The sequence below is a fragment of the Thermostichus sp. OS-CIW-20 genome (assembly GCF_054061455.1).
The window spans coordinates 134,715-147,443 of record NZ_JBSSEF010000004.1; the positions used below are offsets into that span (position 1 = coordinate 134,715).

At 61.2% G+C, this 12,729-nt stretch carries 13 protein-coding genes; 1 reads left to right on the forward strand and 12 read right to left on the reverse strand.

Annotated features, from left to right (window positions below; all coding sequences use genetic code 11):
• Positions 1-11: 11 nt before the first annotated feature.
• From ACVWXC_RS03200 to ACVWXC_RS03210, 3 genes are all read right to left on the reverse strand, one after another.
• Positions 12-302 (reverse strand): RNA recognition motif domain-containing protein, encoded by a 291-nt coding sequence (locus tag ACVWXC_RS03200; protein ID WP_011430509.1) that lies wholly within the window; start codon positions 300-302, stop codon positions 12-14.
• Positions 303-496: 194 nt separating this feature from the next.
• The gene (gene rsmG / locus ACVWXC_RS03205) at positions 497-1,279 is read right to left on the reverse strand and encodes a 16S rRNA (guanine(527)-N(7))-methyltransferase RsmG (protein ID WP_011430507.1); all 783 of its coding nucleotides are present in this window, start codon (positions 1,277-1,279) and stop codon (positions 497-499) included.
• Complete coding sequence (locus tag ACVWXC_RS03210; protein ID WP_011430506.1) at positions 1,276-2,280, reverse strand: hypothetical protein; 1,005 nt, start codon at positions 2,278-2,280, stop codon at positions 1,276-1,278. Before ACVWXC_RS03210 ends, rsmG begins: the two co-directional genes overlap by 4 nt.
• Before the next feature lie 374 nt (positions 2,281-2,654).
• Between ACVWXC_RS03210 and guaA the strand changes: the two genes are divergently transcribed.
• Entirely contained in the window at positions 2,655-4,205 is a 1,551-nt protein-coding gene (gene guaA, locus ACVWXC_RS03215) for a glutamine-hydrolyzing GMP synthase (protein ID WP_099813400.1), read from the forward strand.
• A 52-nt stretch (positions 4,206-4,257) separates the two neighbouring features.
• On the opposite strand, the gene ACVWXC_RS03220 is transcribed toward guaA, so the two are convergent.
• The 9 genes from ACVWXC_RS03220 to ACVWXC_RS03260 form a co-directional block, all read right to left on the reverse strand.
• Positions 4,258-4,479, reverse strand: coding sequence for a hypothetical protein (locus ACVWXC_RS03220; protein WP_011430503.1), 222 nt, complete (start codon positions 4,477-4,479; stop codon positions 4,258-4,260).
• A gap of 2 nt (positions 4,480-4,481) precedes the next feature.
• Positions 4,482-4,808 (reverse strand): hypothetical protein, encoded by a 327-nt coding sequence (locus ACVWXC_RS03225; RefSeq protein ID WP_228375221.1) that lies wholly within the window; start codon positions 4,806-4,808, stop codon positions 4,482-4,484.
• 80 nt (positions 4,809-4,888) lie between these two features.
• Complete coding sequence (locus ACVWXC_RS03230; RefSeq protein WP_457390921.1) at positions 4,889-5,935, reverse strand: CobW family GTP-binding protein; 1,047 nt, start codon at positions 5,933-5,935, stop codon at positions 4,889-4,891.
• A 102-nt stretch (positions 5,936-6,037) separates the two neighbouring features.
• The gene (locus ACVWXC_RS03235) at positions 6,038-6,817 is read right to left on the reverse strand and encodes a hypothetical protein (protein WP_071813555.1); all 780 of its coding nucleotides are present in this window, start codon (positions 6,815-6,817) and stop codon (positions 6,038-6,040) included.
• Positions 6,818-6,888: 71 nt separating this feature from the next.
• Positions 6,889-7,419: a 5-(carboxyamino)imidazole ribonucleotide mutase gene (gene purE / locus ACVWXC_RS03240; protein WP_011430499.1), complete on the reverse strand. Its 531-nt coding sequence runs from the start codon at positions 7,417-7,419 to the stop codon at positions 6,889-6,891.
• Positions 7,389-8,489, reverse strand: a complete 1,101-nt coding sequence (locus ACVWXC_RS03245) for an L-threonylcarbamoyladenylate synthase (protein ID WP_457390918.1) — start codon at positions 8,487-8,489, stop codon at positions 7,389-7,391. The genes purE and ACVWXC_RS03245 overlap by 31 nt, the downstream gene beginning before the upstream one ends.
• Positions 8,458-9,477: a YihY/virulence factor BrkB family protein gene (locus tag ACVWXC_RS03250; RefSeq protein ID WP_457390916.1), complete on the reverse strand. Its 1,020-nt coding sequence runs from the start codon at positions 9,475-9,477 to the stop codon at positions 8,458-8,460. Before ACVWXC_RS03250 ends, ACVWXC_RS03245 begins: the two co-directional genes overlap by 32 nt.
• 88 nt (positions 9,478-9,565) lie before the next feature.
• Positions 9,566-10,900 (reverse strand): dihydroorotase, encoded by a 1,335-nt coding sequence (locus ACVWXC_RS03255; RefSeq protein ID WP_414346845.1) that lies wholly within the window; start codon positions 10,898-10,900, stop codon positions 9,566-9,568.
• 11 nt (positions 10,901-10,911) lie between these two features.
• Positions 10,912-12,276, reverse strand: a complete 1,365-nt coding sequence (locus tag ACVWXC_RS03260) for a histidine phosphatase family protein (protein ID WP_011430495.1) — start codon at positions 12,274-12,276, stop codon at positions 10,912-10,914.
• Positions 12,277-12,729: the final 453 nt, after the last annotated feature.

Below are 12,729 nucleotides of genomic sequence, written 5' to 3' on the forward strand. Positions count from 1 at the left end.
AGCCTATCGGATTAGAAGCGGGAAGAACGGCTATCCCGCCTGCCGCCGCCTGCGCCGGCCTGACGCGGCATGGCCTTGTTAACCCTCAGATCCCGGCCCATCCAGGTGGCGCCATCTAACTCATCGATGGCTTTTTGCTCGTCGGCCTCGTTTTCCAGTTCCACAAAAGCAAAGCCGCGCTTGCGGCCCGTCTCCCGATCCACCGGCAGCTTGATTTGCTTGACGGTGCCGTACTCGGAAAACACAAGCCGTAGGTCTTCTTCACTGGCCTTGAAGGACAGATTGCCCACAAAAATGGTCATAACGTAGCGAACTCCGAACCTTAACCTTTAGCGCTCAGTTCGGAAGCTCACCTGGTTAGACCATTGGCTCAATCCGAACCTGATGCCATCCACATCTTAGTCTCCCCGACGGCATTTGCAAACTACCTGTCCAAGATCTTTCTCCAGGAATGTGCAGAAGCTTTTTTGAACTAGGAAATTAAGGATCCCAACTTTTAGCGGCGCTTGTCCTGTCCCAGGGGTTGGCGTTTGGGAATGCCGGGAGGACGGGGATAGCAAGCTGGTGTAGGGGCGACTTTCTCCAACAGCAGGCAATGCCGCATCCCGTGGCTGTGGGGGGTAGTGAAGGCTTCGACATGGATCAGCTTCCCCCCCAAAAGAGAAAGGGCCCGCTTCAGGGTTTGGGCTTCTGCCTCGGTCCAATGGCCGCGGTAGAGAATGGCGCGTCCCCCCACCTTGAGCAGGGGCAGGCAATACTCGGCGCAGATCTCCGCCGCTGCCACGGCTCTGGCCAAGGCCAGATCGTAGCTGCCGCGTTCCTGCGGGTCTTGCCCCCAGATCTCTGCCCGTTGGGCCACCGCCCGCGCCTGGGCGAGGGAAAGCTGCTGCAAAACTTCTTGCACAAAGGCGATCTTGCGTTGGCTGCTGTCTAGGAGGGTGAAGTGGGCCTGGGGCAGGGCGATCTGGGCCGGGATCCCTGGAAACCCTGCCCCGGTGCCGATGTCGATCCCGCGCCAGGGCTGAGCTTGGATTTCATCCCAGGATCCCAGCAGGCGCAGGCCCCGCAGCGAGTCCCACAGGTGTTTCTCCCAAAAATCGATGGGATCGGTGATGCGGGTGAGGTTTTGGGTGCGGTTTCCGGCCATCACCAGGGAATAGAGCTGTTGCAGTTGCTGCTGCTGCGGCTCAGAAGGCTGCCAGCCCAGATCCACCAGCCAGCTTGACCACAGGGCCTCCAGTTCTGGGGGCTCAGAAGCAGGCGGGTCAGCCTTCTTCATCCCAGGGATCGCAGCCATGGCAATCCCAGTTTTAAGCCGGCGGGGATGGCTTTGTCGGCCCAGCCCTTGAGCTCTTCGGCCAAGCCCTGCAAAGAGCGATCGGCCCCCAGCAGCTCCTGGTTCAGGCAAACCAACTCCTGCAAATCCAGCTCCTGACAGTGGATCCCCTCTTCCACCAGCAGGTTAATCGGCTGTGGCTGGGCCTGGAAGGATTGACGGGAGGCCAACTCCAGCTCCACATCCAGAAGCACCTGCTCCAGTCGCTCCACCTGCTCTTGCATCTGCGCCAGCAGGGCTGCCAACTGTTGGCAGTAGTGGTGAACCCGCTGGGCATAGACCTTGAGCGGCAAGGTCAGCGGCAACAGCGATTCAGAGAGCACCTGGATCAGGTGCTGGGCTTCCAGCTCTTCCAGTTGTAGGTCTTGCCAAATGGCCTGATAGAGGCGCAGTGAATGGCGGCAGCTTTCCAGGCGTCGGTAGCAGGGCTGTAACACCGAGGCTCGCAGCTCCTGCAGATAATCCCTCCACAGCTGCCCCACCTCCACGATCCAGTGGGAGCGAAGAAAACTCCACCCCTGAGCCAACAGCCAACTCATCACCAGGCCCGCCAATAACTGGTTTTTTTGTCGTAACAGGAAAGGCGAAAGCTGCTCTCCCCAGATGGCCAGACCCAGCCAGAGCAGGGCGGCCAAAGCCAAGTGGGGCAAGCTGATCATCTCGGCCAAAAGCTGGGCAGAGCAGCGCTGGCGCAGCATCCAGACCATCCCAGCGCCCAAGCTGTAGAGTCCTCCCCCCAACAGCGGGATCACCACCAGCCATAGGGGTTGCCCTCTCCCCAAGTGCAGCAACGACCCACCCTCGCTCAGCGCATCCCAACTGAGCAAGTACAAGGCCAACAAAGCCAAAACCACACCCCACCCTTGCTGCCGCTTGAGACGGCGAGCCAGCAGACGACGGCGACGACGAAGATACGTTTGAAAGGACTCAGCAACAACGGACATAAAACGATGGCACTGCGGATCTTTGCCAGTATCTCCACCGGTCTGGATGGCTTCTTTTTTCGATCATAAGTCTTGCCTTTACCTGGTCATCTGGGTTCCCGGTTGCGATGGTTGCTGGGAATCATTGCCTAGCCAGTGAGCGGTTTTTTAGCGAAAACTCTCTTCCCACCCGATAGGGACTCTCCAGGACAGGCAACTGCAAGCAAGCGCCTCCATCCCTGTTACGATGGAAGAGCCCTTAATGTTTCTTATCCACAGCCGAGTTAGTCACTAGGCCCGGCTTTCTCATTCTGCACTTGCGAGGTTTTGTGAACTCTTCTACCTCTCCCCTCCCTCCCGGCCTTTTTCTTTCCTCCCTCAAGGTGCAGCGCCAGATGATTGTTATTCTCGATTTTGGATCCCAGTACTCTGAGCTCATTGCCCGGCGTATTCGCGAAACCCACGTCTATTCGGAAATCCTTTCCTACCGCACCACTGCCGAGCAACTGCGGCAACTGCGGCCCCAGGGCATCATCCTCTCCGGCGGCCCCAACTCGGTCTATGAGCCGGGCGCTCCCGCTTGTGACCTGGAGATCTGGAACTTGGGGATCCCCATCCTGGGCGTGTGCTACGGTATGCAGCTTATGGTGCAGCAGTTGGGGGGCAAGGTGGAGCCGGCCCAGAAGGGGGAATACGGCCGTGCCGCCCTGCACATTTTGGATCCCACCGATCTGCTCACCAACCTGCCAGAAAGCAGCATCATGTGGATGAGCCACGGAGACTCGGTGACCGAGTTGCCCCCGGGCTTTCATTCGCTGGCTTACACTGACAACACCCCCTTTGCCGCCATTGCCGATCCGGCGCGCCGTCTCTACGGGGTGCAATTTCACCCAGAGGTGGCCCACTCGGAGGCCGGTGCCTTTCTCATTCGCAATTTTGTCTATCACATCTGCGGCTGCGAGCCCACCTGGACAACGGAAGCTTTTCTGGAGGAGGCCATTCGGGAAGTCCGTGCCCGCGTGGGCGACAAGAGGGTGCTGTTGGCCCTTTCGGGGGGGGTGGACAGCTCTACTTTGGCTTTTCTGCTACACAAGGCCATTGGGGATCAGCTCACCTGCGTGTTCATCGACCAGGGGTTCATGCGCAAAGATGAGCCGCAGCGGCTGCTGCGCCTTTTCCAAGAGCAATTTCACATCCCTGTCCACTACGTGGACGGACAAGAGCGCTTTCTCCGCCAGTTGCAGGGGGTCACCGATCCCGAGGAGAAGCGCAAACGCATCGGGGCAGAGTTTATTCGCGTGTTTGAGGAGGAGTCGCAGCGGCTGGGCCCCTTCGAGTACCTGGCCCAGGGCACCCTTTACCCCGATGTGATCGAGTCGGCCAACACCAATGTGGATCCGGTTACCGGAGAGCGCATTGCCGTCAAGATCAAAAGCCACCACAACGTCGGCGGCTTGCCGGAGAATCTGCGCTTTAAGCTGGTAGAACCTCTGCGCAAGCTCTTCAAAGATGAGGTACGGCAACTGGCCCGTTCGTTGGGCTTGCCGGAAGAAATTGTTGGCCGCCATCCTTTCCCGGGGCCGGGCCTGGCCATCCGCATTGTGGGCGAGGTCACCAAAGAGCGGCTGGAGATCCTGCGCGAGGCCGACATGATTGTCCGCCAGGAGATCAACCGCTCCGGCTACTATCCCAAGCTGTGGCAAGCCTTTGCCGTGTTGCTGCCGGAAGTGCGCTCGGTGGGGGTGATGGGGGATAAGCGCACCTATGCCTGCCCGGTGGTGGTGCGACTGGTCACCAGCGAAGACGGCATGACGGCGGACTGGGCTAGGGTGCCCTACGACCTCTTGGCCACCATCTCCAACCGCATCGTCAACGAGGTGCCGGGCGTCAACCGCGTAGTCTACGACATCACCTCCAAGCCCCCCGGCACCATCGAGTGGGAGTGATGCTGGTCGGGCGGGATCCCTTGCCTCTGGCCTCAAGGCCGGACTGGAGCGATTACCTATGGCCTGCTTCCGGCAGGGAATAGGAAGGGCTTGAGCTGAAAGGCTGAGCGGCTTGCACTTCCATACGGGCCAGGGTTGTGGCCGCGTCGGCCAGTTGTAGGGCTAGGTTGGCACGGCTAATCGGATCCCGGGCATTCCAGAGATCTTGTCCCAGACAAAACACTCGATAGCGAAAAGCTTTGATGGAGTGCGATGGGATCACTTTGACGGTCATGGTTACAACCTTTTTTCCACAGCAATCTGAGCGTTCAGCAGAACCCGCTCCGGCTCGAGGTAAACAAATGTTACCAAAACAACTTCGTTGGCACCCCTAATCGCAACCGGGCAGGTGGCTTTTTGCGGTTCCACCCGTTCATGCCGTACCCCCACAGTGTATTCTCCAATCGGCAGGTCATCAAAGCCGGCGTCGGCGTAGATTAACTCGATGGTTTCTTCGGCAATCAGTTGCCCCTCCCGCTCCAGAAAGGCGACAAAAGGGATCCCGTCGATGGAAGTGAGGGCGTTGTTGGCCTGGTTGCGGATCATCACAAAGATGTCGGACATAGCTGGGATGCCCTCTCTCAAGGCTCCCCTCGCGAGGCTGCCGGAACAGGGCCCGACGATTCTAAGCCGCCACCCAGTTCTTAGCCCTGGACGGGGGCCGGGACAAGACAGGCTTCCAACTTTTGCCGCAGCTTGGCCGTATCGAGGTGCTGGCCGATGAGCACCAACTGGTTTTTGGGCTGGCGAGGCCAGGCGTCGCTGCTGAGGGTGTAGCGCCGACCGCTGAGGTGGAAGATATGTCGCTCTGGGCTTTCCTCAAACCACAGGATCCCTTTGGCCCGAAAGACTGCATCGGGCAACTCGTTGAGAAAGTTCTGGAAAGCGTCTAGAGAGAAGGGGCGATCGCTCTCAAAGGCCAGGGAGTTAAAACCATCGACCTCGATGTGGCTGCGGTGCGAGTGGCCGTGATCATGGCCGTGTTCGTGGTCATGCTCATGGTCATGCTCATGGTCATGCTCATGGTCATGCTCAGCGTCGGGAGCCTCCTCCTGGGGCAGAGAGCTGGACTGAAACAGGTCTGTATCCAGGATCAGCTCTAGGGGCACTGCGCTGTTGACCGTGCGCAAAATGCGGGCATCTTCCTTGATCTCGCGAATGCGTTTTTCCAGGCGCTCGATCTCCGCCGGCTCAACCAGGTCGGTTTTGTTGAGGAGAATGACATCCCCATAGGCAATTTGGCTGTAGGCCACGTCACTGTTGAACAGATCAGGAGCGAAGTTGCTGGCATCCACCAGGGTGATGATCGAATCCAGCCGTGTCAGATCCCGCAGTTCTGGCCCCAAAAAGGTGAGGGCAACCGGCAAGGGATCCGCCAGTCCTGTGGTCTCCACCACCAGGTAGTCGATTTTGTCGGAGCGCTCCATCAGGCGCAGCACACTCTCGACAATGTCGTCGCGGATGGTGCAGCAGATGCAGCCGTTGTTGAGCTCTACGAGGTCTTCTTCGCTGGAGACAATCAGCTCGCCGTCGATGCCAATCTCCCCAAATTCGTTGACCAGCACCGCTGTGCGCATCCCTTTCTGGTTGCGGAGGATGTGGTTGAGCAGAGTGGTTTTCCCGCTCCCCAGAAAGCCAGTGATGATGGTGACAGGCAAGCCTCGCTTGGGCACTTCAATGGTGGTGGTCATGGAGGAACCGCAATCTGCTAAAGAGGACCCTTCCACTTTATCCTCATTGTAATGACGCTCTTTGAAGACTCGCTGCCCCAGCGGAGATGTTGAGGCAGCCATCTAGACGCTGTGGTTCCGACCTGAAGAGGGATCCCCGCTGCTTTCGGGGCGTTTGAGGTCGGCCAAATCGTTGAGGCGACGCAGGATCCCCCACCCCTGCAGAGCTTCCAGCAGGGCTTCCCGGACGACAGCCACGGTTTCTTGGTCAAGGGCGAGGCGGAGGTAGTCCACCGCTAGCCGCGTCTGCTCGGCATCCAGGTATGGCATCAAGCTCTGCAGCCGACGCACGCCCAGCAGCCGTCGGTACGAGTCGGGGGAAGCGATGTCGCTGAGATCTCGCTCCAGTTGGGAACGCTGCCGCTCTTGGCGGCGGCTAAGCCACTCCCAAAACAGCAGCGCCAACAAGGCAAAGGTGGCTAGCCCCTGCAAAATGGCGCCCGTGGCCAGCCAGCGCTGGCTGGATTCTGCCCAGATGGAAACCACGATGTAGGTGCCCAGAGCGGCGCCTGCCCCCCCGACAACAGCAAGCAGCAGGGAGCGATCGGCTTGGCGAAACCAGGCTTGCAACTCCTGCCAGCGGCGGCTGAACTCAGGGCTGCGCGCAGCATACAGCCCCAGCATTGCCCCACTGCCCACAGCTAGAGAAAGAGCTAGCCGCCAGTGCCAAAAAGCCAGCCCCGCCAAGGCCAAGCCCGACAGGGCCAAAACCCGCCATTGCGGCCCCGAGAGTAGCCACAGGGCCACCTGGGATCCCCTCTCCACTGCCCCTTTCTGAACTCGCTGCAGATATTCCCGCCAGGATCCCTGTCCGGAAGAGGGGCGACCCGATCCATCCTTCACCGCTGGCAACTCCCCCAACTTCGTCCCATCTGATCCCTGTCAAGACAGGCCAACGCTCTCTCACCCAATAATTATGCTCTGCCGGCGGAGCTGAGATAGGCTTTCCACCCCTGAGTTTGCAACTGGGCGTTTTTCTCTTGCACCGCTTGCTTGAGGCTTTCCCGGTAGGCCAGCACCCGTTGTTGCAGGGCGGGATCGCCGCTGGCCAAGATCTGCACGGCCAAGAGTCCAGCGTTGTAGCCATTGCCGATGGCTACAGTAGCCACCGGGATCCCCTTGGGCATTTGCACGATCGAATATAGGGAGTCCAGCCCCTGCAGAGATTGGCTGAACACCGGCACCCCGATGACCGGCAGAGGGGTAAGGGAGGCTACCATCCCCGGCAGATGGGCCGCCCCGCCGGCGCCGGCGATAATGACGCGGATCCCTTGGATATGGGCGCGGCGGGCAAAGTCCACCATCGCCTCCGGGGTGCGGTGGGCGCTGAGGATCTGCAGTTGGTAGGGGATCCCAAACTCCTCACACACCTGGGCAGCGGGTGCCAGGGTGGGCAGATCGGAATCGCTGCCCATTAGGATGGCGACGAGAGGGGAGACTTCCATGAGCGGCTGGCCCGTCGTAGCCGATCCATGATCGCATAACCTAGGCCAGTGACAACTGGTGGCGGTTCAGCCAACAGCAAGGTGGCCGCTCCCTCATCCAGGCGGCGCAGGCTGGCAAAGAAGGCGTGGGCCGCCGAGTTGGGATCCGGGCCCAGACATTCTAGGGTAAAGGTGACCTCAGGACAGTGGCGGGAGAGGCTTTCTGCCAGCGCTTCTGGTTTGGCGGCGAAACTGAGAATGCCTAGGTGCGAGTGGCCAGTGGCCAAGCGCCGCAACTGTTGCCAATCCTCAGGCTGAAGCTGGGCAAAGGCAGTGGGCAAAAGCCAGATGGGCTTACCGGGAGCGTAGTGGCTGCTCAGTTGGCCGGGAGCCTCTGGACTCTCCTTGCCGTCTGGGGCAGCGGGAGAGCTTAGGGGCAAATTGAGGTGGGATTCCAAAACTTCCCGCGGGATCCCGCCAGGGCGCAACAGGGTGGGCGTGCCGTCGGGGCTGAGCTTGAGCACTGTCGATTCCAGGCCCACGCTGCACTCTCCCCCGTCCAAAATGTAAGGGATCCGCCCCGCCAACTCGGCATAGACGGCCTGGGCCGAGGTAGGGCTGAGGCGGCCAAAGCGGTTGGCGCTGGGGGCAGCCAAAGGCACCTGAACTGCCCGCAGCAAAGCCTGGGCCACGGGGTGGGCGGGCATCCGCAGCGCCACCGTGGGCAAGCCACTGGTGACGAGATCCGGCACCCGGGATCCCTTGGGCAGCACCAGCGTCAGCGGCCCCGGCCAAAAGGTGTCGACAAGGGATCCCAGGCGAGCGCGAGCGGCGGGAGTAAAAGCCTCCAGATCCACCAGCCAGCCCTGCAGTGTCTCTAGATCCAGCCCAGCCGGCAGATGCAGGATCAGGGGATTGAAACGGGGGCGCTCCTTGGCGGCAAAGATCTCTGCCACCGCCTGTTCGTTGAGGCCGTGGCCCGCCAGGCCGTACACCGTCTCTGTAGGTATGGCCACCAACTGGCCCCGCCGCAGCGCTTCAGCCGCCAAGGCAATGTGCTCAGGGGTGGGGGGGAGGATCTGCGTTTGCATGAGGGGTGGGGGAGCAGTCCCGAATCCATTGTCGGGCCTGGTAGAGGGCAATGTTAATCTGATCCCCAAACAGCAGCGCCAAGGAAGTGAGCCAAACCCACAGCAATAAGACAATAACTGCCCCCACGGCTCCGTAGACTTGGTTGAGCTGGCCGAAGTGCTCCACATAAACCCGCAGCCCCCACGACACCCCAACCCAAAGCAGGCTGGCCACAATCGCTCCTGGCCAAATCGGCATTTGGGGCCGGCGCAAGCTGGGGCCGAATCGGTACAGCACCCAACAGGAGACGACGATCATCCCCAACGAGATAGGCCAGGTGAGCGCTTCCCACAACTTCAGCGCCAGCTCCCGCCAGGGATCCAACTGATCCGGCCCGGCAACCCCCTCCGCTAGGGATTTCGCTTGGGCGGACAAGAAGCGGAAAAAGCTGGCACTGAACAAGAAGATCAAGCTGGCCAAACCGGTTAACCCCAGGGTAGCTAGCATCCAAACCATCGAGATCAGCTTGCGTCTCCAAAAGGGGCGGCGCATCTCCTGGGGGATCTCGTGGCTGAGATCCAAAGCCGTCATCACTGCTCCCAAGGCCCCAGAGGCAGCCCACAGGGTTCCTAAGAAGCTGAGGGAGAGCAAGCCTCGGTTTTCCCCAAAGCGGATCTCTCGCGCATACCGTTCCAGAAGCACCAGGGCTTCTTGGGGGGCAATCTGCCCCAATTGCTCCATCAGGCGCTGAAAAGCTTGCTCAGAGGAGCCGACAAACAGCCCAATCCCGGTCAAGAGGGTGAGGATAAAGGGAAATAGGGCCAACATCGAGCTGTAGGCCATCTCGGAGGCTAGGCCAAACAGCCGGTAGCGCATCGCGTTTTCCCAGGCCAGCCGTAGTGTACGCCAGGCCAGCTCCCCTTGGCGACTCCACTCTCCCCATGCCCAGCGGATCCCTTGCAACTGCCGGAAGCTCGGCAGCGTCCCCAGCCGCTTCCCTAGCTTCATGGGCCCCTACCCCCTTGAGCCTAGCTCCCAGGATAATTCAAGGCCCTGCGCCTCTTGGCACAGAGAAGGGGTTTTGCCGGTCTCAGGTTCAGGGCTGGCTTCCTTCTTCAACATGGGTGTGCAACACCTTGCCGCGCAGGGTCCTGCCCAGCCAGGGAGTGGCCAGGGATCGCGAGCAAAGGGTGGCTGCCGAGACCGTCCAGGTATGGCCCGGATCGAACAGCACCCAGTCACTTCCGGGAGCTAGGCTGGGCGGCTCCAACCCCAGGCAGCGGGCCGGGTAGAGGCTGAGGGCTGACCAGAGCTGGAGCGCCGTCAGGGATCCCGTCTCTACCAGGTTCTGCCACAGCAGGGGCAGCGCCAGCTCCAGGCCTATGGCCCCAGGAGGGGCTTCGGCAAAGGGCAGGGTTTTCTCCTCGTAGGTGTAGGGGGCGTGGTCGGTGGCAATACCCAGGCTGCCGCTGCGGATGCCGGCGATGAGGGCCTCGCGGTCGCTGCTGCGGGGGAGAGGAGGCAAGAGGCGCAGGTGGGGATCGTAGCCGTGCTCCAAGACGGCTTCCTCCGCCAAGAGCAGGTGCATCCAGGTGGTGCTGGCGCTAACCGGCAGCCCCTCTGCTTGGGCCTGCTGGACAAGCTCCAGGCTGCGGGCTTGGCTGAGGCGCATCACATGCACCGGCGCCGGCGAAGGAACGCTGCGCACTACTTCCAGGAGACGGGCCAAGGCCGCGGTTTCGGCACTGGTTGGGATCCCCTTCAGCCCCAAGCGCAGCGCCCACACCCCCTCGTAGAGGCTGCCCGAGCCAGCCAGGCTGGGATCCCAGGCCCACACCAGCAGCGGCTTATTCCAAGGCCGCAAATACTCCAGCGCCCGCCGCAGTAGGGCCAACGACCGCAGCGGCTCTGATCCTTCAGTCCGGGCCACAAAGCCAATGGCGCCGGCGCGGGCCAGCTCTCCCCAGAGGCTGGGAGCTTCTTCCCGGTCACCCAAGCTCAAAGCAGCCCAGGGCAGCCAGCGGGAATCCCCCGCTCGGCGGCGGTAGCGGCCCACCTGCTCCGGCTCGTCCAGCACCGGGAAAGTTGCCGTTCCGGGCAGGGGGGCAGGGAGAAGACCCACTTGGGTAAACCCCCCTGCCAGAGCTGCTGCCCCCAGAGAGGCGAGGGTTTCGCGGCAGGGGGAGAGCTCTTGATCAGCGATCTCGCCACTGTGGGCGTACAGATCGATCAAGCCCGGCCCCAGCACCCAGCCAGCAGCCTCCAGGCGGGGGATGTCGGCAGGGATCCCCGCCGGCTCGGTGGCCCGGAGGCGGCCCTGCTGCAGCCACACGTCGGTCACCTCATCCCGCTGTTGCCAGGGATCCAACAGGCGCACCCCACGGAGGCAGAGATTGAGCAGGCTCAGGTCGGCAGGGAGGGTGGATCCCATCTTCCACCTCCCTAAAGCGCACCCGCTGTGGTGCAGTCGAAAATCTGGCCGGACAGGTGAGTGGTGAGGTTCAACACCTTGAGAACAGGGGTGCCGTCCTTTCCTTCCGGGTAGTCGATAACGGTAATGCCGCCATTGCCCTGCTTGAAGATCCAAAAGGCGTGGGGGGAAAGGCCGAACAACTGGCAGATGATCGCCTTGTTGATGGCGTCGTGGGCCACCACCACGGCCGTGCCTTCGGGAAATTGGGCGGCGGTGATGGCCAAAATCTCTTCCCAGGCCGAGCGCGTGCGATCCCACACTTGGTACAGATTTTCCCCGTTGGGCATTTGCACCGCGGCCGGATCCCGCTGCCAGCGCTCCAGCTCGCCGGGGTATTCGGCTTCCACCTCGCTCTGGAGCTTGCCCTCCCAGTCGCCGTGGCAGATCTCCTGCAGCTCCGGCATCGGGCGTAGGATCAGGTTGGGGTGGTTGCTGCAGATGGCGTCCGCCGTAGCCCAGGGGCGCTTCAGCGGGCTGGAAAAAGCCAGGTTCAGCGGCTGGTCGGCCAGAAACTCCGCCACCCTAGCTGCCTGCTCCTCGCCAGTGGCGTTGAGAGGAATATCGCGCTGCCCCTGAAAGCGCTGCTCCCGGTTCCATTGCGTCTCGCCGTGCCGCACCAGCAGGATACGCATCCCCTGCTTGCGTTTGGGCAGAGGCTGGCCCAGATGGGCAGTGATATTCAAAGATTCCAGTTGCGGCAGCGCCCCCAGGCCCTGGGGAAAGTTGAGAACGCTGATGGCGCAGTTATCTTGCCCAAGACGGTGGTAGTGAACCGGCCCCAAGCCAATGGCGGTGCTGACCAGGGCGCGGTTAATGCCGCTGTGTCCGACAACGAGAACGGTGAGGGGATGCCTTGGATCGGTTCTCCGATCAGAGGAGGCGGGGGGCACTGACTTCACTTGCTCGGCCAGCAGTTGCCAAAACTCCTGCGCCTGCTGCCAGAGATCCCGCACCGGAAAGCGCCCCTCCAGCTCCAGCTCGTCGGGACGGTGCCGCCATAGGTGGTAATCTTCTGGGTATTTCTCCTTCACCTCGGCAAAGGTCAAGCCCTCCCAAGCTGTCAGGTCGATCTCCCGCAGGTACTCGCTGATAAACAAAGGGATCCCCGCTCGCTCCTTGAGAATGATACGGGCGGTGTCGAGGGCACGGGAGAGAGGGCTGCAGTAGGCATAATCCAAGGGGATCCCGGCCAGAACCTCAGCTACCCGCTGTGCCTGCGCTTCTCCACCGGGGGTGAGGCGAGAGAGATCGGAGCGGCCTTGGATGCGATTTTCGACGTTGAAGGTGCTCTCACCGTGGCGCACGAGCAGGATGCGCAGGGCAGGCTGAGCCATTGTTTGCACGGACTTACTCAAGAACACCTTCTAGAGTATCGCTGTTGGGCTGGGCTTGCCCTGCCAGTGGGGTTCTTTCTAGGGGTTGGGTCCCGGATTCTGGCCTCAACAGATCGGGCAGTCAAGTTTTCAATTGGGATGAGCCGCCCAAGCCACTGAGAAAACTCTGCCAGCTCTTCAGGAGCGGGAAGACGCGAACAAAGAGCAAGCCAGCTAGCCCCCCTATATCCCCCCTTGCGGCTGGGGCAGGAACCCTCTGGCTTGGCATAGGCTAGTTCAGGCGGCCACTGCGGCTTTTCCAGTCCAGCTTCTGATCCAGAAGAAACTCCAGATAAGGGAGATAGGCTTCATAGCTGTGCTGATACATTTACGCTGAACACTGCTGAGCATTACTGCTCAGCGGTGAAGCGATAGCATTCTGTCCGTTTCCGTTGTCGCTACGCGACGCTGACG